Origin of the sequence: Gottfriedia acidiceleris (assembly GCF_004138285.1) — a bacterium.
In the GTDB taxonomy this organism is placed as follows: domain Bacteria; phylum Bacillota; class Bacilli; order Bacillales; family Bacillaceae_G; genus Gottfriedia; species Gottfriedia acidiceleris_A.
In genome coordinates, this window is the sequence record NZ_SCFN01000005.1 from 413,849 (window position 1) to 436,024 (window position 22,176).

Consider the following 22,176-nt stretch of genomic DNA (forward strand, 5'->3'; position numbering starts at 1 on the left):
TTGTTTAATGGTAGGGAGGTTTGTTATGAAATTTATCGCGTTCGAAAATATACACTTAGATGAAGCGGCTAGTCTTTTGGCAAACCGTCATATGTATGACCGAAGTATAAACCCTGAATTACCATCTAAATTTGAAGAGGCTACGTATGCTAAGAAAGCTATTGAGGCGCTTTTTAATGAAAAGGATAGTTTTGGTATTGCAGCGGTGAATGATTCCGAGTTAGTTGGCTATATGATTGGAGCAATTCAAACAGATAAAAATCGAGAACGGCATACTTGGATTAAATATGCAGGAATGGCTATAGCAGAAAGTGAAGAAGTTGAATTATATCGTGAATTATATGCAGAGTTTGCCAAGAAAATGGTAGAGCTTGGTTCGTTTAATCATTACGTAATGGTACCAAGTGGAAATAAGTCTACTTTAGATGCTTGGCTTCATTTAGGATTTGCCTATGAGCAGGTTCATGGAATACGTGATTTGTCAGTTTCGTCGGATAAAGTATTTGAAGATATACAGATTCGTGAGGCTACTAGTGAAGATGGAAAAAGAATACGTGAATTAGCAACTGTGATCATGGAACACCAAGCGAAGTCACCAGTATTTGCACCAGGCTTCATTGAAGAAAGAGAAGACTATCAAGAAGGCTACGCAGAAATCATCGATGATGAAGCTGCAACGTTATGGTTAGCGCTCTATCAAAACGAGATTGTAGGCTTTCAAGTATTTGAATCAGCGGAAGCATCTGATGAGAATTTATTAACACCTGAATCTTGCATTAGTTTAGTAGTAGGGGCAACGGTCGAATCTTCTCGCGGAATGGGTGTTAGTACGGCCTTATTACAGCATGGACTTACTTTTGCTGACAAAGAAGGCTATAAACTTTGCGAAACAGATTGGAGAATAACGAATTTAGAATCCTCGAGATTCTGGCCAAAAAATGGTTTTAAACCGATAGCTTACAGACTAGTCCGTAAGATTGATCCAAGAATAATATGGGCAACAGGCGTTTAATGGGTTAGGAAAAGCAGGAAAATTAGGGAGTGTAGGAAACAGATGAAATTAGTTGGTAATAATATATATTTAAGACATTTAGAAGTTGCAGATGCAGAGGATTTTTTATCATACGAAGTTCGAAATAGAGAGTTTTTTAAACCTTTTACATATATAAAAGACGAGAGTTTCTATACTTTGGAAGCTCAGCAGGATCGCATTAAGTCATATAAAGAGAAAAGCGACAATGATCTGTATTATGGCTTTGGTATCTTTTTAAAGGAAACAAATGCTTTTATAGGTTTTACGATGCTAGCAGAGGTTTTAAGAGGAGATTTACAAAGTTGTTTTGTTGGTTATTCTTTAGATGAACAACAAAATGGTAAAGGATATACAACTGAAGCTGCAAAGTTAGTTGTAGAATATGCCTTTAATGAATTAAAATTACATCGAATTGAAGCAGGTGTAATGCCGCATAACATTGGTTCAATAAGAGTATTAGAAAAGGCGGGTTTCCATAAAGAGGGAATTGCCAAGAAAAATGTACGTATAAATGGGAAATGGGAAGATCACCAAATGCTAGCTATTATTAATGAAAATGAATAATTATATAACTTTTGGAGGGATTAATATGAATATTATTAGTTATCCGGATTTATCGAGTAGACCACATAGTCTCACTGTGGAACGAGTAATGGAAAATTCTATAGATGTGTTGTATGAAGCTTGGACAAAAAGATTTGGTGATTGGTTTGCTGCACCAGGTTCGGTGATTATGAAGGCAGAGGTTAATTCTGTATTTTTCTTTGAAACGCATTTTGAAGATAAACGTCACCCTCATTATGGTCGCTTTTTAAAGCTTGAGCACAATCAACTTGTTGAGATTACTTGGTTCACCTCAGGATCAAAAACAGAGACTGTAGTCACTGTAGAATTTTCAACAAATGAAAGTGGAGCAGCAGTTATTAAATTGAGACATGCAGGATTCCCAGATGAATTATCAAGAGACCAACACGAGCAAGCGTGGCCGATGGTGCTGGAACAACTTGATCATCGAATGAAGGAATTAGCATAAGCATGAAAAAAGAATCATTTCTTTTAGAGCTACAAGTATTAAAAGAAATTGCGGAAATATTAAACGAGGGTACTGATCTATACAGTACCCTCAATTGTGCCTTAGCCAAATTAGTTCAAGTTACGGGTCTAGATACAGGATGGATTTTTTTAATTGATAAAAATGGAGATTTCGAATTAGTCGCTTCACATGAATTACCTCCAGCTCTTATGAACGAAGAAGCTAAGCCAATGTGCAATGGAGATTGTTGGTGTGTAAATAAATATAATACAGGCAGACTTAATAAGGCATCAAACATTATGGAATGTAAAAGATTAGAAGACTCAATTATTCATAATTGGGGAGAAACAAATGGTGTCACCCATCATGCGACTGTACCACTACAAGCAGGTGATGAATCTTTTGGTTTATTAAATGTTGCTGCTTCTAATAAATTAATATTTGATCAGGAAGAATTAAATTTACTAGGTGCAGTTGCGCTGCAAATTGGAACAGCAATTAAACGAATTCAATTAACTGAAAAGGTAAAAGAGTTTGAGCTGATTCAAGAAAGAAATCGCCTTGCAAAGGATCTACACGATTTAGTTTGTCAATTATTGTTTTCGATTAATGTAACTGCTAAAGCAGGTGCAAATGTATCCGACAGTCCGAAGTTAAAGGATACATTTAATCATATTCAACAAATTGCCCAAGAAGCACAAGCAGAAATGAAAGCCTTAATATGGCAGCTTAGACCACAAGGTATTGAAAAAGGAATAGTTAGTGCATTAATTAACTATGGTGAAATGCTAGGATTAAAAGTAATTAGTAATGTAAAAGGAACAACGATATTACCTTCTAAAATAGAAGAAACTTTATGGCGTGTAGGTCAGGAAGCGTTTAATAATTGTAGAAAACATTCAGGACAAAATACCGTATATTTACAGTTATCAATCAGTACAAAGAAAGCAAAAATGACGATTCGAGATCAGGGTGTTGGTTTTATATGCCCAAAGGATGTACAAATTCCAACATTAGGTTTGAAAAGCATGAAGGAAAGAGTCGAATCGATAAAAGGGTCGATTTTAGTTGAAAGTGATTTGAATAAAGGAACAAAAATTACGACGAATATCCCTTTTTAAGAAGGAGAGTTTTATGTCTATTAAAATATTAATTGCTGATGATCATCATGTAGTTAGGAGAGGACTTATTTTCTTCTTAAATACGCAAGATGATATCGAGGTTATTGGAGAAGCATCGAACGGAGAAGAGGCATTAAGCTTAGTAAAAGAGTTAAGACCTGATATTGTCATCATGGATTTAGCGATGCCAGTTCTAGATGGAATTGAAGCAACCAAAAGAATAAAAATAGAGGGCTTAGCAGTTAAAGTAATGATTTTAACTAGTTTTTATGATCAAGACCATATTTTACCTGCTATTGAAGCGGGTGCAGCCGGATATTATTTAAAAGATAGTGACCCAGATGAGCTCGTTTCCGCAATCCGAAAGATACACGATGGGGAAAAACAGTTTCATTCAAAGGTAACGACTCAACTCGTTTCTGCCTTAACTAGGAAGGTAGAAACGAAGAATGATGAGTCATTTCAAGACAAATTAACTAAGCGAGAAATGGATGTACTGAAGGAAATTACGAGGGGAAAGAGTAATAAAGAAATAGCAGCGTCTTTATTTATTACAGAAAAAACTGTAAAAACCCATGTTTCGAATATTTTAGCCAAGACTCAGCTTCAAGATCGAACTCAACTGGCACTTTACGCAGTACGAAATGGGATTCTGAAATAGACGTTAGCAAGTTACAGATTTTTAATTTTTAATAGAAAGGAAGAGTGTTATGCGAATTCTTGTATTAGGTGCTGGAGGAGTTGGCGGATACTTTGGAGGACGCTTAGTAGAAAAGGGAGAAGATGTTACCTTTCTAGTACGAGCTAATCGAAAAAAACAGCTAGAGGAAAATGGTTTAGTCATTCGAAGTGTTAATGGTGATTTTTCATTTCAACCGAATCTAATTACTGCAACGAGTCCTGCTGAGGTTTTTGACATCGTACTTTTCTCGACTAAGTCATATCATTTAAGTAACGCTATTTTGGATGTAAAACCGTTCGTAGGTGATCAAACTGTTATTTTACCTCTTTTGAATGGTATTGCTCATCTAAATCCGTTAAAGCGGGCTTTTGGTGAAGAAAATGTTATAGGCGGTTTATGTTTTATTGAAACAACTTTGAATGAAGCTGGGGAAGTTGCTCAAACAAGTAAAGCAGCTAGACTTGTATTTGGTGAATTCATAAGCAAAGAAACTGAACGTATTAAAAGAATTGCTGATGCATTTAGTGGTTCAAAAGCTGACTTTGTCCATAGTAAACAGATTGAACGTGATATGTGGCATAAATATTTATTTATTACTGTAATGTCTGGCGTTACATCTCTAATGCGTGCCCCAATTGGTCCAATTAGAGAAAGTGATGGTGGAAGAGCTACTATCCGCGAATTATTTCAAGAATGCGCTAATATTATGAGATCTCATGGTGCACCGATTTCTGAAAATATTGTGGATGAGCATATGAAATCAATCGATGCACTTGGATATGATATGAAGTCCTCATTGCAAAGGGATATGGAAAAAAGGTCTTTAGTAGAGGGGGACCATTTGCAAGGGTATTTACTAGAACTTGCAAAGAGAAAGGGAATAACTGCTAAATTACTTGAATTAGTTTATCAAAATATTAAAGTTTATCAAAAAATGAATCAAGATCATAGTAATCGAGAAACAGAACGTCTATCAGTTTGAGATATATGGTAGTCAATATTGAAAAATACAAACATTAAATGAATTTCTATGTAAAAATAGTCTATTTATTATTGTTTTATCTTTCATCTTATTGATAAACAATTGATTTTGGGAAATATAATGTTTTAACTAACGTGCAAAAATTAAAATATTCTCTTTTTTGACGATCAATATTTGTAAAGATGTGTAAGTCGTTATCATTCGTTACAATTTGATTAATAAAGTGATAATTCATTCGTTCAATTGACTATTCTACTGTTTTTAAGATTATTATTTTTTTATAAAGAACTTGATTGGAACGAAAGGGTGCTCGACTCCTATGGGAGAAGCGGGAAGGCTAAAGACCCCACAGGCGGCGCCGAGGAGGCTCAAGAATCTCGCCCCATGGAAAGCGAGCACCCTGTAGTGGAAATCATATGACACAACTTACTTATCAATGATCAATCAAATTGACAAATTCTTTTTGCAACAACATGAAATCTACAACTTTAGTTGTAGATTTTTTCCATTTTTATATACTCCTAAACGTGTAGAAAAGTTCTATCAAACGACTGAAGTTTGGACTTTATGAATTGACTATACTAAAGGTACGAATTAAAGGAGTGGAAAATATGAATATTATAATGATTAATGGTAGTCCAAGAAAAGAAGGTCGTACAGGTAAATTAACTACAATCATCTCGAAAAAATACAATGTAAAAACAATTGATTTAAGTGAATTGGTATTACCAATTTATAATGGTCAAGAGGAGCAAAATGAAATAGCTAATATCCAAAAACTAAGATCACAGCTAGAAAATGCTGATGCAATGATCATTGCAACACCGGAATATCATGGTGGAATGAGCGGAGCATTAAAAAACGCTTTTGACTTTTTAGGTAGTAAGCATTTTAAAGATAAGCCAGTTGCGATATTGGCAGTATCCGGTGGAGGAAAGGGTGGAATTAATGCACTTAACAATATGAGAATTGTTTTAAGAGCATTATATGCAAATGTTTTATCGAAACAAGTTGTGATTGATCCATCAGACTTTATATCAGAAGGTACTGCGTTAGAAGAAAATACATCTTATTCAGTAGATAGCTTATTTCAAGAATTGAAGCTCTATACACAAATATCAAAAAAGCTAAATGAAGAATGGGCGGCATCAAATTACTAAAGGATAAGGTGATAACAATGAAAAACTGGGTTCAGTTTAGAATTGCAAGACCTACAAACAAATTAGCAGAATTAAGTAAGTTCTATGGAGAGGGGCTAGGCTTAAAACGTGTGGGCGGTTTTCAAAATCATGATGGGTACGATGGAATCATGTTTGGATTACCTGAGGTTGAATACCATTTAGAATTTACTCAACATATTGATGGAAGCCCATGTCCTGCCCCAACAAAGGATAATCTATTAGTATTTTATATACCCAATAAAGCTGAAATAGATCTTGTCAAAAACCGATTAAATAATTTGGGTTATATTGACGTGGAACCTGAGAATCCTTATTGGCTCGGAAAAAGTTTTACATTTGAAGACCCGGATGGATGGAGAATTGTGTTAATGAATACTGAAGGATTGAGGAATACTTAGGATTTCAGTTTAAATGTAAATAAAAAGGACACGTTGAGAGGACCTTCTATGCAAGGTCCTCTCAACGTATTGATTATATAACGTGTTCTATATTAAAAATGCGAACAATAAATGAATTTTATTAATAAAGTTCTGATCTTCGTTGATAAAGTGGTATTTTTGCTGATATTTGATAAAAGGACCCTCTTTTGAAGGTCCTTAATTTATGGAGAAATAAAATTTATGTATATTATATTTAACAAAATATACATAAAAGGCAATTTAAAATCGCTTTATACTAATGGTCTATCTATTAATGTTGCGAATTCAAGATCGTGTTCATGATCATCATTGATCGTTGTCATTCCTTTGACAAAGTGAACATGCTTACCATTTCCTACAGGTATTGGGGGGCCAGTTTCAATAATAACTTCGTGATGATGATCTAGAAAATCTGTATTTACTACAATTCGGTGTATATGACTGTGTCTTCCTTTAGGAATGACTTCACTTGTCACTCCAGCAAAACGATGATTATGTCGATCGTCATCTTCTTCTGCTAATTTAGTACTAGCTACAAATTCATGTACATGTGTTTGAGGTCTTTCTTCTTTCTGTTTTTCTTCTGCCTCTTCGTTTGATACTTTTTCTACTTCTTCATTAGACTCTCTTTCTCTTTCTCTTTCTTTTTCTCTTTCTCTTAATCTTTTTCGATATTCAAACGGGTCTCTTTTCATAAAATGACGCCCCTTTCAATAAAGATTGTCTTCCTTTTTCATCTTATTAGGACCAGTAAATAAATATGTTTATTAAAATCTAATAATTGGAATGATTTTTATTTGTATATTGATTTACTTTCATAAAATAAGTAAAATGGTATAAATGATTACAAAAAGAAGGTGGATATAGATGGATTCTTTCGATTTGAAAATTATTAATCGATTAATGGATAATTCTAGAATAAAGTGGGCGGATTTAGCTAGTGAGGTTGGTTTATCAGCTCCGGCCACTGCTGAACGTGTTAACCGATTAGTTGAACAAGGTGTGATTAAAGGATTTGGTGTGCTAGTTGATTCAGAAAAAGTTGGAAGTGAATTAACTGCGTTTGTAGCTGTCTCACTTGAGCGACCTGAAAATAGAGCTCCTTTTTTAGAACTTGTTAATCAATTAGAGGAAGTGCAGGAATGTCACCATATTGCGGGTGAAGATGATTATTTACTAAAAATAAGAAGTAGAAATACAAAAGACTTGGATCGAGTAATTAGTCATGAAATAAAAGGGTTAAAGGGCGTAATAAGAACAAAAACAACAATTGTAATGGATACAACGAAAGAAACCTTTCGACTGCCATTACAAAAACATAAATTTTCTATAGAGTAGGGAGGGCAATATGAATCTTGAATTATATATTAAAGGATTAATAATTGGCCTATCAATTGCTGCACCTGTTGGCCCAATTGGAGTACTGTGTATCCGTAGAACTCTAGCGTATGGAAGAATGGTTGGTCTAGTTTCTGGTCTTGGGGCTGCTACTGCTGATGGTATTTATGGTTTAGTTGCAGGCTTTGGATTAACTGTCATTATGAATTTTTTAATTGGTCAGCATTTTTGGATTCAGTTAATCGGTGGTTTCTTCCTCTGTTATTTAGGTGTAAAAACACTTATTTCAAAAGCCAGCTTCACTCAATCTGATACGCAGAAGAAAAATATGATTAATGCGTTTTTATCAGTATTATTTTTAACGCTAACAAACCCAATGACGATTCTATCATTTATCGCCATTTTTGCGGGATTAGGAATCTCGAATTCAGATAGCAATATTGTTTCTTCTGTCATTTTAGTATTAGGTGTTTTTTGTGGATCAAGTTTATGGTGGGTAATATTAAGCAGTGGTGTGGGACTATTTAGAACTCGAATCAATGATCGGTCTTTAACATTAATTAACCGTTTATCAGGTATTATTATTATTATTTTTGGTGGCATAGCTTTATATGGATTAATGTAAAGTAAGCGTAAGAGGGCATTAAGATGTTATTAATAAAAAGTTTTATTTTAGGTTTATCAGTTTCAGCACCTGTAGGCCCAGTTGGTTTATTGTGCATACAAAGAATTTTATCTAGAGGAAAAACAGCTGGATTTATGACAGGATTAGGCGCATCTTCGGCTAACTTATTTTACGCTAGTATTGCCGCATTTGGTTTTTCCATCGTTTCATCATTTTTAATTGATCAGAAATTTGTTCTTCGAATCATAGGTGCAATATTTTTATTTAATTTAGGAATAAAAACCTTTCTAAAAAAACCTGCTGAAACTGCCTCAAATTTGGAGGGTGAAAGCATGGTTAGCATGTTTCTCTCTACATTTTTACTAATGATCACAAATCCTGTAACAATTTTAAACTTTGTAGCAATATTTGCAGGACTAGGTTTTAATCAAAGTTCTACATCTATAGGATCGGCAGCTTCATTAATTATAGGCGTATTTTTAGGAGCGGTTTCTTGGTGGTTTATTTTAAGTAGTGTAGTTAGTTTGTTTCGAAATAAAATTACAACTCACTTAGGATTAGTAAATAAAATGGCTGGTTTAATGATTATTGTTTTAGGACTTATGTCATTTATTAAGTAAAGAAGGAAGCTATATACTAATAGCTTCTTTCCTTTTGGATAGATTGTTGAATTGAATGGATAGCCTTTTATTTACTGTAAAAAAACATAACATACCAAATTCCGATCGTTAGGAATGCGCCTAATGCAATAAATATTGCTTTATATACCCAATGAGGCAAGAAGAACAATATAGCACCTATTCCACTAACACCATTTCCTCCAACGCCACTATTTTTTAAACCTGCATGAGCTTCTTTTTTATACATGATTCCAAAGACAAGTAAAAACAAACCTATTATCGTAAAGCAAATTAGATAAGCAATATCATTTCCATTCATTTTCTTCACCCTTTTTATTAATCTTTCTTATAATTTAAAGATAAATTATCTATCAATGTTGCTCAACCATTTTTTTCCATTTTCAAGTTAATTTTAACCACTAAGGAACCGATTTGAGTTTACTTCTTATAGCAGCCGTTATCGGTTTTCTACTGTTTAACTTGCGCTATTAAATAAAAAAATATATTCGATCATAAGATTGTGTAAAATAAATATTATTGACATTTAATAAATGTTGTAACTATAATAGTTACATCGGAGGTTGAATCCTATGAAAATCAGTAGTCGTTTTACCGTTGCTGTTCATATTTTATCTTTAGTCACGATTGAGAATAGTGCGCTTTGTACTTCTGAATGGATTGCAGAAAGTGTAAATACAAATCCAGTCGTAATTAGAAGAGTAATGGGAAAACTTAAGAATGCTGGCTTAATTCAAGTCCGTCGAGGAACCGGTGGATCTACACTTCATAAGCCTTTAAATGAAATTACTCTTTTAGATGTTTATAAAGCGGTTGAAGTTGTAGAAGAAGGAGAACTTTTTCAATTTCATGAGAAACCGAATCCGAATTGTCCAGTCGGTGCAAATATTCAAGCAGTGCTAGAACTGATCTTAAATCGTGCACAAGAAGCAATGGAAAAAATACTGGATGAAGTTACTATGGAAGAATTAGTTTCAGTATTAAGCAAAAAAATTGGATAATATCATTCAATTTTTTTTACAAATGATGTAACTGTTATTGTTACATCCGTATATTATTTATATTTTTTTAAACTAGTTGTAACTATTGTAGTTACGACTGAGAGGTCAAAACAACTTAAAAAAATTTTAGGAGGAAGAAAAAAGATGAAAATTGGTATTATTGGAGCAACAGGAAAAGCAGGAAACCTTATTTTAAAAGAAGCAGTAGAAAGAGGACATGAGGTAACAGCAATCGTAAGAAATGCTTCTAAATTAACAAATAAAGAAGTATCAGTATTGGAAAAGGATTTATTAGATTTAAATTCAACTGACTTAAAGCAATTTGATGTTGTTGTAAATGCATTTAAAGCAGCTGAGGGTCAAGAGCATCTTTATATTGAAGCTGGGAATGTTTTAATAAATGCTTTAAAAGGAGTTAACGATACTAGATTAATCGTAGTTGGTGGAGCAGGAAGCTTGTATGTTGATGAAGAAAAAACGATCCAATTAGTTGACACTCCACAATTTCCAAAAGAATATTTTGCTACTGCATCGAATATGGCAAAAGGTCTTCAGGACTTACAAAAAGCAACTGATATTAAATGGACGTTTATTAGTCCGGCTGCATTTTTTGATCCGAACGGTAAACGAACTGGTGCTTATCAAAAAGGAAAAGACAATTTTATTGTAAATAAAAAAGGGGATAGCTATGTAAGTTATGCTGACTATGCAATTGCATTATTAGACGAGATTGAAGATCCACAACATATGAATGAACGATTTACTTTGGTTTCTGAAGCAGAATAAGTTTAAAAAGCGATTCTTTGTGAGAATCGCTTTTCTTTTTTTTAAAAATAAAAAGGACCCCATAATTTGAAGTCCACCAAGCTCATAAACATAAAATTATTACCTATATGTGTTTCTTTTTATATCCATAAAAATACATACTTAGAGGCCACCAAATAACTGCAAAAATTGGATATACAGCCCAAATTGTATCTGGGGATGAAATGTTATTGACAATGATAAAGAAAATACTAATTAGAATGCTAGCTGTAAACGAAAATGCTACAAACGATCTTCTTTTCGCATGATAAATGGATAATGGCCACCAAATAATTGCAAATGCTGGATAAATGACCCAAGGGTAATCTGGAGAAGCGATAAAATTCAAAAACCCATAATATGCGATCGTAATGATACTACCAAGGAGAGCAATCGGTAATGTTCTAGCATTCTTACCTAAATGCATGAGAATTGGCCAACTAATAATAGGAAAAGCTGCATAGAAAAACCAAAGATAATCAGGTGAGTGAATTAAGTTCTCCGTTAACAAGAAAGCTAGGAGTACGATACTACTAAAGAATGAGAATTGCTTCATCGATCTTTTTCCAATGAAATATAAACTAATTGGCCAAAATAAAATGAAAAAACATGGGTAAATGAACCAAATCGTGCTAGGAGATGTAATAAAATTAACGAGCATAAAAAAGACCATCGTCATAATACAGCCTGCAGTTGCAAAACCGATATAATTTTTCACTGTTCTTCACCTCACTTTTTACGTTGCCAGTAGAAATACATTGAAAGAGGCCACCATAATAGACCAAACGTTGGGTACACAAACCATATATTCTTTGGAGTATAGTAAAAATTTATAAATAAGAAGAAAGCAATTAGTAAGCCACTGCCCCAAATTGAATAGGATAAATTTAGTTTTGCAAAATTTGCCTTCTTGCTATCTGGTTTTTTAACACCAAGTTCGCTCTTTAATTCCTCAATATCCCCAAATTCTACAATTGCTTTGTTTATAGCATCTTCTTCTTCCTTACCATTTTCCATTAAAAACATGACTTTTTCTTCTAAGTTCTGAATGATCTCTTGTTTAACTATTTCTGATTGTTCAGTTTTAGGAACATCTTTAAATAGTTCTTCAATATGATTTCTAATTTTTTTCATTATATCTCCTCCATGAATAGATCAATAATTTCTTTTACTTCTTGCCATTCTTTTACTAATTCACTTAAATATGCTTTACCTAATGAAGTAATTTTGTAATATTTTCTTTTTCCACCGTGTGTAATATCGCCAAAATAAGATTCCACTAATTCCTTTTTTTCTAAGCGCTGAAATACAGCGTATAATGTTGCTTCTTTTATTTGAAACCGATTGTCTGTCCGTAATCCAATTTCTTGAGAAATCTCATATCCATAGCGGTCTTTCTCAGAAATTAGTTTTAATATGATTGAGTCAAGATGCCCGCGTATGATGTCACTTCTAACCATAATTCACCTTCTATAATATTATTCTATCTGATAGAGTAATGTTAACAATAATTACTCTATCTGTCAAAGTAATTTTATGTGGATCTGTTTATGACTATTCGAGAGAAGTGAAAAAAGCCCGTCCGAAGCCTAAAAATATTATTTTTCCTAGTCCTGCTCTACTATATGTCACATTTTTTGTATTTCATTCGTCTTAATTAGTGAAGAAAAATAAAAGGGAGAGATAATATTATGAATTTATATCAAATAGATGGTCATCAAAAATGGGATGTTACTGTATTAGGTGGTGGGATTGCTGGGTTAACTGCATCGATCTACTTAGCTCAAGCAGGTAAAAAAGTACTTCTATTGGATAAAGCATCTAAATTAGGTGGGAGAGGTATTTCTAATACAATTGGAGATGCACATTTAAATCTTGGAGCACACGCATTATATATAAACTGTATCGAAATTTTAAATGAAGTAGGTGTAAATGTTTCTGGTAAGCTTCCAAAATTGGGTGGTGCATTTATTCTTGGAAATCAATCTAATCAAATGAAAATAATCGAGATGTTTAATTTATTTTTGGGTAATCATTTAAAATGGAAAGAAAAAATGGAATTTATTCGATTTTACCGACATATTCGTAAAATGGATTTGGATGAAATCAATCATATTAGTTTAGAAGAATATTTAAATAGAAAAATAACAAGTTTGAATGTAAAGAATTTAATTTTATCCTTTATACGCGTAGCTACGTTTACAAGTAATTCTGAAATAATAAGTGCCGGAGTGGCAATTGGTCAGCTTCGTAGTGCGAAAGTATTGTATATAAACGAAGGATGGCAATCAATTGTTACTGATCTAATTAAAAAGGCGAATCAACTTGGTGTTACGATTCAAAATAGTACAGTAGTATCTAAAATTACTGGCTCTTATCCAAACATAAATCTTATCTTGAAAAATGATACTAGGATCAACACCAGCTGCTTGTTGTCGACAATTAATCCAATTGATTTAGTTAAGTTAATAGATGAGCCAATCTCAGATTCATTTTTACAAAAATGTAATCAAATGATTCCAGTAAAAGCTGCATGCCTTGACCTTGTAATGAATGGTTTACCAAATCCAAAACTCAATTTTGCTTTAGGTGTTGATCAACCATGGTATTTTTCTAATCATTCATCAGTGGCTAAATTATCGAAAGAAGGCGAAAGTGTAGTCCATGTAATGAAATATTTAAACTCGGTCAACGAAACAGATTCCTCCAAAGATGAGGAAGAGCTAGAAAGTTTACTTGATTTAGTTCAACCAGGTTGGAGAGAGTATGTCATTTCACGTCGCTATCTTCCTAAGCTTGTTGTTTCTAACGACATAAAAAAGCCATTTAATAAATTAGACAATAATTTTACAAATGGTGAAGTTGGCTTAGAAGGCATTTATGTTGCAGGAGACTGGGTAGGGGAGACAGAACTTTTATTGAATGCATCACTAACGAGTGCTAAAAATGCTACTAAACTTATAAATGAGAAGCTCGCACTCCAACTAATTTAAAATAGAGGAGAAGATACTTCATGGAAGTAGATCATCTATATTCTCAATACAAACCACTTTTATTTTCAATAGGATATAGTATGCTAGGATCGGTTGAGGATTCGGAGGATTTGGTACAGGATACTTTTCTTACAGTTCAAAAGATGAATCAATCCATCACAAAAGAAGAGCCGAATAATACAAAAGCATTCTTATGTAAAATTATGACAAATCGTTGCTTGGATTTATTAAAGTCCTCAAAAAATAAACGCGAAGTTTATATAGGACCGTGGCTTCCAGAACCGATTATTCAAAACTTACCTGATGATTTACAAGATGATCCGGCAGAAAAGGTGATTTTAGAAGAAACAATAACCTATGCATTTTTAGTTTTACTTGAACAGTTAAATCCAACCGAAAGAGCAGTATTTGTATTACGTGAAGCTTTTCAGTTTGACTTTCGTACAATCGCAAATATTTTAAATAAGACCGAATTGAATTGCCGTAAAATATTCAGTAGACTTCAACGTAAAGTCCAAAGTAAGGATGTAGTTGAAAAACGCAATCTAAATCAAGAGCTAGCCATTGCAAAACGATTTATTGAAGCTGCTGAAACAGGTAATTTAGATATGCTAATATCACTTTTAACTGAGGATATCACACTAATTACTGACGCCGGTGGCAAAACGAAAGCTGCTCTTCGCCCAATTAATCTACAGAAAAATGTTATTGCATTCCTTGTTGGAGTAAGGAAGAAAATTAACTCTCCATCCGAAATCGAAATTGCTTTGATCAATAATCAAATTGGTTTAATTGTTAAAAGTGAAGGCGAGGAGCCAACCGTAATTTGTTTTGAAATAGAAGGAGACCGTTATCGAAGTATTTATATGGTTCGAAATCCTGAAAAAATAAAATTTTCAAATTGAGTACCAGGAACATTTTAAACTTTAGAACAGGGTGTCCCACTTTATATGGGATTCCTTGTTTTTTTATTAAGCAAGAAAATGAAATTAAGTAACTCATAAAGTGTTGATGAGTAAGTAAAACAGCAGGAAGATGAAAAATGAAAACTCATAAAGGGCTAATTTGTCAGTTAACCTGTTATGAGATAGCCCCTTTTTATTTTTGGTTTTTTTCACAAAAAGCTTTATAGTTTTAGTAGTCACTATGTTTAGATTAAAAATTATAGGAGTGTTTATGGAAACGAAAGAGTATCTAATAACGCAGCTTAATGAAATTGAAAAATGGGAAAAAGATCAAAAAAGCGTATTTTTTTGGGAGAAAATCGGTAGAATTCCGTTTATGATTTTGGATAAAATTACACCTAAGTTCATTCACGATAAGATTGGAGTTATTTTAGATGAACTATCTAAGTATGTGAATGCTGGTGGTCAATATTTAGTTAGTGTTCCGGCAACTCTATCTAGGATGAGTAAGGAGCTTTCTATTCAAGAATTAACCGAAATTGAAATGGTCAATCAACTTAGTCTTGAGCAAATGGATCGTGTTTCGAATGATTTTATTGCTAGTCGTAAACAATTTGCAAAGGTCCAAGGAGCGACCACAGGTTTTGGTGGAATGTTTACGATTGCTATCGATATACCAATATTATTAGGACTTACATTAAAGACACTTCAAGAAATAGCAATTTCTTATGGTTATGATCCAAATGATCAAATGGAGAGAGTATTCATTATTAAATGCTTACAATTTACATCTGCTGATATAGTTGGTAAAAAGGCGATATTAGAAGAGTTAACAAATATTGAAGGAAAAAAAGCTTTTTCTCAAATTGAAGGTTGGAGAGAAGTATTCTATACATATCGTGACAACATGGGATGGAAGAAGCTATTTCAAATGGTTCCAATTGCAGGTTTAATATTTGGTGCATATGTAAATAAACAAGCAATTGAAGATGTTGGCGAGGTTGGAAGAATGCTTTATAAAAAAAGACGGATCATGGAAAGATTGCATGATTTAAAATAAGCAGAAAAAAGATGAATTTAGATTAGAGCTAAATTCATCTTTTTTGTTGAATTCATAAATCAAACGTTTGTTTAATTTTTAAATTTATTTGGGAATTGCTTAATAATACCTGAGGACAGTGCATCTGCTAGAACGATGATGTGGTGAAGACCATCATCAAATGCCTTTACATTTCCATCCCAATCCATTTTTATTCTAGTTACAACTTCATTTGTAACTATTTTTAAATGCGTATATAGTAAGTCTTTTAAAGCTTGATTTGTCCAATTTGGATTTGCTTTACTTAAAAATGCAGCAATATCGTCCGCATTTTTAAACCATTGGTCGTTTAATGTTTTTAAGGTTGCCATATCATTTGCTTTGGCAGCATCAATGATTTTACCAGCGAGTACTATATGGTCAGTTAATAATTTAGCTAGTTGATCTCCTGCCGCAGCACCATAATAAGGTTTAACTGCATTTCCAATATCCTGTTGATTTCTTAAAAGTCGAGCAAGTACTTTGTCCTTATCTGGTAATCCAGCAACCGCGCTAACGATATATTTACTAGTCCAAATTGTGTGATCCATCAAAAGCTTTCTCATATCACCTTGGAATTTACATGCGGAGTTACTTATACAGTTTCCTTGGACCCGTGTACCAATTTCCTCAGCACTTGATTTTATTGGAGATAAAATTAGTGCAAAACATAAAAAAAGAGTAGTAATTTTAAGTAATTGTTTTTTCAATTAGATGTCTCCTTTTAGATTTTTTCAAAATGTACCAGTATTATGTTGGATTTATTTTCAAGGAATATTCATCAGTTTTTATAATCACTTCATTTTTGTGAAGTAATTATTCTAGTGAAAAAATCGAAGAACATAAAAAATGATTTTATTTTCATATATATAAAATAATGATTTTAATATAATATTAAATAATATTAGATGGCTAAAAATGGAAGTGGATGAGGGTTTTAAAAGTTGATTTGGAAGGTAGGGGAGCATTTTTGTTAAATTATTTATATCCTAGTATTTTAATTATGGCTTTTTTCGTTTTATTCTTTGGTTATAGATTCCTAAAGAGTTATATTACCTTACAAAAATATTCCTACTGGATAATCTTTGGAATCTACTTTACATTCCTCGTAGATATAACTTTGTTCCCATTTCCTTATCAAAAAAATTTAATACAAGTCATGATTGAACAACTTGGGTTATTTAAATAATTTTGTTCCTTTTAAGGGAGTTGTAGATTTAATAAAGTATGGCTCATTTACAATTGCTCTAAAACAACTTGGTGGAAATATTTTATTATTTATTCCATTTGGATTAGCATGGCCGATTCTTTTCCCGAAAATCAGGAAACTTAAAACAATCTTAATTGGTTTTTCTGTGAGTCTAGTAATTGAATCAACTCAAGGGATAACTGGATTATTCTTAGGTTACAATTATAGATCTTGTGATATTGACGATTTATTATTAAATACACTTGGAACGATAATAGGAGTCTTAGTCTATAGTTTAAGTACTAATTCTTATATTAAATCAGACCTAGTTGAAGATAAATGTTAAACGAGAAACAAAAAGACAAGTTGCATAATGCTACTTGTCTTTTAACTTCTGAAGCTCATTCACAGTCACAAATTTATATCCATCTTTAGACAATAAATCTAATATCCCTTTAATTGTTTTCAATTCTTCACCAGTTTTATCATACATCGGGTGAATTAAAATAATTGATCCTGGTTTAATATTTTTCTTTACATAATTTAATTTGTCTTTAGGATTTGTGTAAAATGTATCAGGTTCTATATTCCAAGTAATCGTATCTCGATTATGCTTATGCAAGTAATATGGTAATCCAAATAATTTTTTTCCATTCGGTGGACGGAAGTCAATTTCCCCTTTATAGCCAGCTTTTCGAATTAGTTTGTCTGTCTTTTCTATTTCATTTTTGATAAATGAAGGTGATTTTAGCACCATTCTGTCATGAGAATATGTATGGTTTCCAACCTGTTGTCCCGCATCCACAATTTTTTTAGCTTCTTCAGGATTCTTTTCAATTTCATTACCGATTAGAAAAAAAGTAGCCTTTGCATTGTATTGATCTAAAAGTGGTAGAATGTCATCAACATTTTTAGTTGGTCCGTCATCAAATGTTAAAGCAACTACTTTTTGTTTAGTGTGTACTTCATTTGTTAATCCCCCAAAAAGCTGAAAAGATCTAGCGTTCATTAGCTTATACAATCCGAATAAGATAAGAAACAAAATTAGAATACTTGCACTTATTTTCAGTAGTCTTTTTTTCATCTATTTTACCTTTCTTTCTAGTTATTGAAATTAAACTTAATTATATCATCAGTAATTAAAAAATGAATAAAAGAAGGAAATTAAAGGAAATTTAAGTTCGTTGGAAGAAGTAGTGTAATACAGAATATTAAGTTATGAAATTGATAAGAAAGAGGGAAGGCTGAGAGCCCAAAGAATTGCATACGTCGACGAGGCTGAGGTCTCGTTCAACGAATAGAGAGCAATTAACGATCTTCTTTTTCGAGAGTAATTTTTTGAAAACGGGTTTTTATTTAGATAAAGCAATCTACTTGCAAAGTTATCAGTTTAGTATTAAACTGATAACGAGATCGATCAAAGAGGTGCAAAAATGTTAAATAGTCATAATGAAGCTTCTGCAAATATATCAAAAAATTTAGCAGTATTACTTTGGTTTCGATTAGCACGTTTTTATCTAAAAAATGTTAGAGAATCAAATAATCAATTGAAAAAATGGGGACTGACGACTGCTCAATTTGATGTAATTGTCCATGTGGGGAGAAATAAGCGTCTTACTCAGCAAGAATTAGCGGATAAATTAGTCGTTACAAAAGGAAATGTGACCCATTTATTAAAGAAAATGGAAGAGCTTCAGTGGATTAAAAGAGAAGTGGAATGGAAAAACAAATATCTCTCTTTAACAGAGATAGGTCAAAAAATGTATGAAGAAATTGTTCCTACACAAGATGAGTTCCAGCAAGCTCAATTCAGTAAATTAACCGAAGAAGAGCAATTACAATTACTTACTTTATTAAGGAAATTAAATAAAAAATGAATTAGAACGGAGGAGAGTTTATGGAGAAAATGAAAGGCATACATCATATCACTGCGATAGTTGGTGATCCACAAGAAAATATGGATTTCTACGCTGGGATTTTAGGCTTACGCTTTGTGAAAAAAACAATTAATTTTGATGATCCAGGTACGTATCACTTTTATTTTGGAAATGAAACTGCAAAACCAGGGACAATCATGACTTTTTTCCCTTGGGCAAATGCATATAAAGGAAAAGTAGGAAGTGGTCAAGTAGGGATTACTACATTCTTAATCCCGGCTAACTCAATGGCATTTTGGGAAACTCGTTTAGCATCATTTAATATTCATACAAAAAAAGTAAGTCGATTTGGAGAAACATTTCTTCAATTTGAAGACTTTCATGGATTACAGCTTGAATTAGTTGAAAGGGAAGCTGGTCAGGAAAATACTTGGGAATTTAATGGCGTTACTAAGGATGTAGCGATTAAAGGGTTTGGTGGTGCAGTTTTATATTCTGGAGCACCAAATAAAACAGCTGAACTGTTGGAAAATGTAATGGAATTAGAATGCTTAGGTCAAGAGGGTAACTATTTACGTTTTAAGGCTGCTGGTGATATCGGAAATATTATCGATATAGAATTAGCTGCAGTAGGAAGAGGCGTTATGGGAGTAGGAACTGTCCATCATATTGCATGGAGGGCAAGTAATGATGAAGAACATGTAAAATGGCAAAATAAGTTATATGACCATCATTATGGAGTTACTGAAGTAAAAGATCGAAATTATTTTAATGCAATTTATTTTCGTGAAAATGGTGGGTTATTATTTGAAATTGCAACTGATCCACCAGGATTTACGATTGATGAGAATATAGACCATTTAGGAGAACAGTTAATGCTACCAAAGTGGCAAGAGCCAAATCGTGAAATAATAGAAAATCACTTGCAACCCATTGTTGTTAGAAAAGTGAAAGGAGAATGACGATGAAGCACGTATTTAATAGAGGAAGTAATCCATCAAAGCCAACATTTTTATTATTACATGGTACAGGTGGGAATGAACTTGATCTATTACCCATTGCAGGTATGATCGATGATGAAGCTTCTGTTTTATCTGTAAGAGGAAATGTGAGCGAAAATGGAATGCCACGTTTTTTTAAGCGATTAGCTGAAGGGGTATTTGATATGGAAGATTTAGTTTTCCGTACAAAAGAATTAAAAGAGTTTATTGAATCGGCGTCCATGGAATATGGATTTGATTCGAACAATATGATCGCAATTGGTTATTCAAACGGTGCTAACATTGCAGGAAGCCTACTGTTTCATTATGAAAATGTATTTAAAGGCGCAATGCTATTGCATCCAATGGTACCGATTCGTGATTTAGAATTGCCAAATATGAAAGATGTGTCTGTCTTCATTGGTGCAGGCAAAAATGACCCAATCTGTTTACCACAAGAAACAGAAGAATTAGCATCATTGTTAGACGGTGCTGGTGCAAAAGTCGTTACTCATTGGGAAAACATGGGGCATAGCTTAACTAGATCGGAAATTGAAGCAGCAACTGATTGGTACGAAAATAACTTTTAAGGAGCATGCAATAATGATGAAATCTTTTTCTCCAGCGGATTTAAGTGAGCGTGATAATTATAAGTTCTTAATTGGTGGGATTATTCCAAGACCAATTGCTTTTGTTACAACTGAATCAAATGAGAATGTATTAAATGGGGCACCATTTAGCTATTTCAACATCGTAACAGCTAATCCACCTATGATATCTGTATCTGTTCAGCGACAAAATGGTAAACAAAAAGATACAGCTAGAAATGCGATTGAGAAAAAAGAGTTCGTTGTCCATATTGTTGATGAATCAAATGTTGAAGCGATTAATAAAACAGCAGCTGCATTGCCACCTACTGAGAGCGAAGTTGAAGTAGCAGGATTAACACCAGTGGAAAGTGTAATGGTTTCAGTTCCAGGAGTAAAGGAGTCAAAAATTCGAATGGAATGTATTTTAGAACAGGCAATTCCATTAGGAAAAGATAGTGAGGCTTGCGACTTATTAATAGGCAAGGTTGTTTATTTTCATATAGAAGATGAAATTTATGAAAATGGACGTATAGATGCTAATGGCTTAAAAGCAGTCAGTCGTTTAGCAGGAAATGACTATGCTAAAGTTGGGGAAATGTTTACGATTGATCGTCCTTAATAAGTATAATAAGAGTGAAGGGTAAAGTAGAATTTACCCTTCATTTTTTTTTGAAAAAAATTAAAAGAATAATGAACGATTTGAAGAACCTATTCGTATAACAAAAGAAAACTAATAATATTGAATAAGTTAGCTAGGAAGGAGGAAGAAATGGCTGATTTAGACGAACTAGAAATTATAAAACATGCCCAACAAGGCGACCAAGATGCATTTGCTAAACTCTTTCAAATCCATTATTCCTTTTTATATAAATACGTTTTAAAGATGACACTAAATCAACAAACTGCGGAAGATTTAGTGCAGGATACGATGTTGAAAGGTTATGACAATATAAAGAAATACAACGGTCAATCCAAATTTTCAACTTGGCTAATTACAATCGCTACTAGACTTTATTTAGATCAACAAAGAAAGAAAAAGCGCGAATGGTTTTGGCAAAAAAATGAATCTGAAAAGTTATCGCGCTCCTTAAATTGGCAGTTAGCTTATAAAGGTTTTGAGTGGAGTGATATTATGGAGGGCTTTGAAAAGCTTAAATTAGAAGTGCGAGCGGCCATATTATTAAAGCATTACTATGGCTATACGAACGAAGAAATTGGAAATATGATGGGAATTCGAGAAGGAACGGTTAAATCAAGAATTCATAATGGGATGAAGGAATTGAGAAAGGAGTTAATGCAAGATGGATAAAGAAGAAATTATTTCAGCATTTAAGCAGTTTGATGATTTAACGAATGTACATGAACCTTCAATTAGTGCGATTACAGAAAAACTTAAATGTCATCAGAAAAGAAAGAAAACCATTTTTCTTAAAGAACTAATAGTATTCATCTGTGTAGCATGCAGTTTGTTCATCGGTGCACTTCTTATGGCTTTAGAGGCACCAGTAAGTATTGTTATTATTCAAGGGTTAGGCTTTATTGCACTACCAATTATTTTTAAACGAGATAAAAAGAAAATTGAAAGTGAGTTGATGTAAAGTGGAATGGACAACAGAAAATATTATCATATTAGTTTTAGTCTTTATAATTTTAATAACTCAAAGTATCACACTTTTTACAAACGCTAAAAAGAGAAATCGTTCAGCC

At 33.0% G+C, this 22,176-nt stretch carries 30 protein-coding genes; 23 read left to right on the forward strand and 7 right to left on the reverse strand.

Annotated features, from left to right (window positions below):
- Positions 1-25: 25 nt before the first annotated feature.
- From EP747_RS10570 to EP747_RS10605, 8 genes are all read left to right on the forward strand, one after another.
- Entirely contained in the window at positions 26-1,012 is a 987-nt protein-coding gene (locus tag EP747_RS10570; protein ID WP_165346989.1) for a GNAT family N-acetyltransferase, read from the forward strand.
- Between the two features lie 42 nt (positions 1,013-1,054).
- Complete coding sequence (locus EP747_RS10575; protein ID WP_129689836.1) at positions 1,055-1,597, forward strand: GNAT family N-acetyltransferase; 543 nt, start codon at positions 1,055-1,057, stop codon at positions 1,595-1,597.
- Positions 1,598-1,622: 25 nt separating this feature from the next.
- The gene (locus tag EP747_RS10580) at positions 1,623-2,066 is read left to right on the forward strand and encodes an SRPBCC family protein (RefSeq protein WP_129689837.1); all 444 of its coding nucleotides are present in this window, start codon (positions 1,623-1,625) and stop codon (positions 2,064-2,066) included.
- Between the two features lie 2 nt (positions 2,067-2,068).
- Positions 2,069-3,187 (forward strand): GAF domain-containing sensor histidine kinase, encoded by a 1,119-nt coding sequence (locus EP747_RS10585; protein ID WP_129689838.1) that lies wholly within the window; start codon positions 2,069-2,071, stop codon positions 3,185-3,187.
- A 13-nt stretch (positions 3,188-3,200) separates the two neighbouring features.
- The gene (locus EP747_RS10590; protein WP_129689839.1) at positions 3,201-3,848 is read left to right on the forward strand and encodes a response regulator; all 648 of its coding nucleotides are present in this window, start codon (positions 3,201-3,203) and stop codon (positions 3,846-3,848) included.
- Between the two features lie 49 nt (positions 3,849-3,897).
- The gene (locus EP747_RS10595; protein ID WP_129689840.1) at positions 3,898-4,851 is read left to right on the forward strand and encodes a ketopantoate reductase family protein; all 954 of its coding nucleotides are present in this window, start codon (positions 3,898-3,900) and stop codon (positions 4,849-4,851) included.
- 611 nt (positions 4,852-5,462) lie between these two features.
- Entirely contained in the window at positions 5,463-6,011 is a 549-nt protein-coding gene (locus tag EP747_RS10600) for an NADPH-dependent FMN reductase (RefSeq protein ID WP_129689841.1), read from the forward strand.
- 17 nt (positions 6,012-6,028) lie between these two features.
- Entirely contained in the window at positions 6,029-6,430 is a 402-nt protein-coding gene (locus EP747_RS10605; RefSeq protein ID WP_129689842.1) for a VOC family protein, read from the forward strand.
- A 272-nt stretch (positions 6,431-6,702) separates the two neighbouring features.
- Here EP747_RS10605 and EP747_RS10610 read toward each other — a convergent pair whose 3' ends face one another.
- Positions 6,703-7,146: a YmaF family protein gene (locus EP747_RS10610; protein WP_129689843.1), complete on the reverse strand. Its 444-nt coding sequence runs from the start codon at positions 7,144-7,146 to the stop codon at positions 6,703-6,705.
- A 172-nt stretch (positions 7,147-7,318) separates the two neighbouring features.
- On the opposite strand from EP747_RS10610, the gene EP747_RS10615 reads away from it, so the two are divergent.
- From EP747_RS10615 to EP747_RS10625, 3 genes are read left to right on the forward strand one after another with little or no spacing between them, the layout of a single operon-like run.
- Positions 7,319-7,789 (forward strand): Lrp/AsnC family transcriptional regulator, encoded by a 471-nt coding sequence (locus EP747_RS10615; RefSeq protein WP_129689844.1) that lies wholly within the window; start codon positions 7,319-7,321, stop codon positions 7,787-7,789.
- 10 nt (positions 7,790-7,799) lie between these two features.
- Entirely contained in the window at positions 7,800-8,414 is a 615-nt protein-coding gene (locus EP747_RS10620) for a LysE family translocator (RefSeq protein ID WP_129689845.1), read from the forward strand.
- A 23-nt stretch (positions 8,415-8,437) separates the two neighbouring features.
- A complete protein-coding gene (locus EP747_RS10625) occupies positions 8,438-9,034 on the forward strand; it encodes a LysE family translocator (RefSeq protein WP_129689846.1) in 597 nt (198 codons plus the stop codon).
- A 67-nt stretch (positions 9,035-9,101) separates the two neighbouring features.
- Here EP747_RS10625 and EP747_RS10630 read toward each other — a convergent pair whose 3' ends face one another.
- Complete coding sequence (locus EP747_RS10630) at positions 9,102-9,353, reverse strand: hypothetical protein (protein ID WP_129689847.1); 252 nt, start codon at positions 9,351-9,353, stop codon at positions 9,102-9,104.
- Between the two features lie 271 nt (positions 9,354-9,624).
- Between EP747_RS10630 and EP747_RS10635 the strand changes: the two genes are divergently transcribed.
- Both EP747_RS10635 and EP747_RS10640 read left to right on the forward strand, forming a co-directional pair.
- Positions 9,625-10,053, forward strand: coding sequence for an Rrf2 family transcriptional regulator (locus EP747_RS10635; RefSeq protein ID WP_129689848.1), 429 nt, complete (start codon positions 9,625-9,627; stop codon positions 10,051-10,053).
- A 144-nt stretch (positions 10,054-10,197) separates the two neighbouring features.
- Positions 10,198-10,839, forward strand: coding sequence for an NAD(P)-dependent oxidoreductase (locus tag EP747_RS10640; protein WP_129689849.1), 642 nt, complete (start codon positions 10,198-10,200; stop codon positions 10,837-10,839).
- A 103-nt stretch (positions 10,840-10,942) separates the two neighbouring features.
- On the opposite strand, the gene EP747_RS10645 is transcribed toward EP747_RS10640, so the two are convergent.
- From EP747_RS10645 to EP747_RS10655, 3 genes are read right to left on the reverse strand one after another with little or no spacing between them, the layout of a single operon-like run.
- Positions 10,943-11,575: a hypothetical protein gene (locus EP747_RS10645; protein WP_129689850.1), complete on the reverse strand. Its 633-nt coding sequence runs from the start codon at positions 11,573-11,575 to the stop codon at positions 10,943-10,945.
- Positions 11,576-11,586: 11 nt separating this feature from the next.
- Positions 11,587-11,991, reverse strand: coding sequence for a permease prefix domain 1-containing protein (locus EP747_RS10650; RefSeq protein WP_129689851.1), 405 nt, complete (start codon positions 11,989-11,991; stop codon positions 11,587-11,589).
- Positions 11,991-12,317 carry a PadR family transcriptional regulator gene (locus EP747_RS10655; RefSeq protein WP_129689852.1) on the reverse strand — a complete coding sequence of 109 codons (327 nt, stop codon included), beginning with the start codon at positions 12,315-12,317 and terminating at the stop codon, positions 11,991-11,993. Before EP747_RS10655 ends, EP747_RS10650 begins: the two co-directional genes overlap by 1 nt.
- A gap of 231 nt (positions 12,318-12,548) precedes the next feature.
- Here EP747_RS10655 and EP747_RS10660 point away from each other — a divergent pair, with 231 nt between their 5' ends.
- From EP747_RS10660 to EP747_RS10670, 3 genes are all read left to right on the forward strand, one after another.
- Positions 12,549-13,850 (forward strand): NAD(P)/FAD-dependent oxidoreductase, encoded by a 1,302-nt coding sequence (locus EP747_RS10660; RefSeq protein ID WP_129689853.1) that lies wholly within the window; start codon positions 12,549-12,551, stop codon positions 13,848-13,850.
- A 20-nt stretch (positions 13,851-13,870) separates the two neighbouring features.
- The gene (sigJ, locus tag EP747_RS10665; protein WP_129689854.1) at positions 13,871-14,755 is read left to right on the forward strand and encodes an RNA polymerase sigma factor SigJ; all 885 of its coding nucleotides are present in this window, start codon (positions 13,871-13,873) and stop codon (positions 14,753-14,755) included.
- 271 nt (positions 14,756-15,026) lie between these two features.
- Positions 15,027-15,815 (forward strand): EcsC family protein, encoded by a 789-nt coding sequence (locus EP747_RS10670; RefSeq protein ID WP_129689855.1) that lies wholly within the window; start codon positions 15,027-15,029, stop codon positions 15,813-15,815.
- Between the two features lie 71 nt (positions 15,816-15,886).
- On the opposite strand, the gene EP747_RS10675 is transcribed toward EP747_RS10670, so the two are convergent.
- On the reverse strand, positions 15,887-16,543 hold the full coding sequence (locus EP747_RS10675; RefSeq protein ID WP_129689856.1) for a glycosyltransferase: 657 nt from the start codon (positions 16,541-16,543) through the stop codon (positions 15,887-15,889).
- 462 nt (positions 16,544-17,005) lie between these two features.
- Here EP747_RS10675 and EP747_RS10680 point away from each other — a divergent pair, with 462 nt between their 5' ends.
- Positions 17,006-17,368, forward strand: a complete 363-nt coding sequence (locus tag EP747_RS10680) for a VanZ family protein (RefSeq protein ID WP_165346991.1) — start codon at positions 17,006-17,008, stop codon at positions 17,366-17,368.
- A 30-nt stretch (positions 17,369-17,398) separates the two neighbouring features.
- Here EP747_RS10680 and EP747_RS10685 read toward each other — a convergent pair whose 3' ends face one another.
- Complete coding sequence (locus tag EP747_RS10685) at positions 17,399-18,106, reverse strand: polysaccharide deacetylase family protein (protein WP_129689858.1); 708 nt, start codon at positions 18,104-18,106, stop codon at positions 17,399-17,401.
- Between the two features lie 349 nt (positions 18,107-18,455).
- On the opposite strand from EP747_RS10685, the gene EP747_RS10690 reads away from it, so the two are divergent.
- From EP747_RS10690 to EP747_RS10715, 6 genes are all read left to right on the forward strand, one after another.
- Positions 18,456-18,899 (forward strand): MarR family winged helix-turn-helix transcriptional regulator, encoded by a 444-nt coding sequence (locus tag EP747_RS10690; protein ID WP_129689859.1) that lies wholly within the window; start codon positions 18,456-18,458, stop codon positions 18,897-18,899.
- Positions 18,900-18,919: 20 nt separating this feature from the next.
- Positions 18,920-19,861: a ring-cleaving dioxygenase gene (locus EP747_RS10695; protein WP_129689860.1), complete on the forward strand. Its 942-nt coding sequence runs from the start codon at positions 18,920-18,922 to the stop codon at positions 19,859-19,861.
- Between the two features lie 2 nt (positions 19,862-19,863).
- On the forward strand, positions 19,864-20,469 hold the full coding sequence (locus EP747_RS10700; protein WP_129689861.1) for an alpha/beta hydrolase: 606 nt from the start codon (positions 19,864-19,866) through the stop codon (positions 20,467-20,469).
- 16 nt (positions 20,470-20,485) lie between these two features.
- Positions 20,486-21,088 (forward strand): flavin reductase family protein, encoded by a 603-nt coding sequence (locus EP747_RS10705; RefSeq protein ID WP_129690180.1) that lies wholly within the window; start codon positions 20,486-20,488, stop codon positions 21,086-21,088.
- Positions 21,089-21,238: 150 nt separating this feature from the next.
- Positions 21,239-21,778, forward strand: a complete 540-nt coding sequence (gene sigY / locus EP747_RS10710) for an RNA polymerase sigma factor SigY (protein WP_129689862.1) — start codon at positions 21,239-21,241, stop codon at positions 21,776-21,778.
- A complete protein-coding gene (locus EP747_RS10715) occupies positions 21,771-22,067 on the forward strand; it encodes a DUF5345 family protein (protein ID WP_129689863.1) in 297 nt (98 codons plus the stop codon). The genes sigY and EP747_RS10715 overlap by 8 nt, the downstream gene beginning before the upstream one ends.
- Positions 22,068-22,176 lie beyond the last annotated feature (109 nt).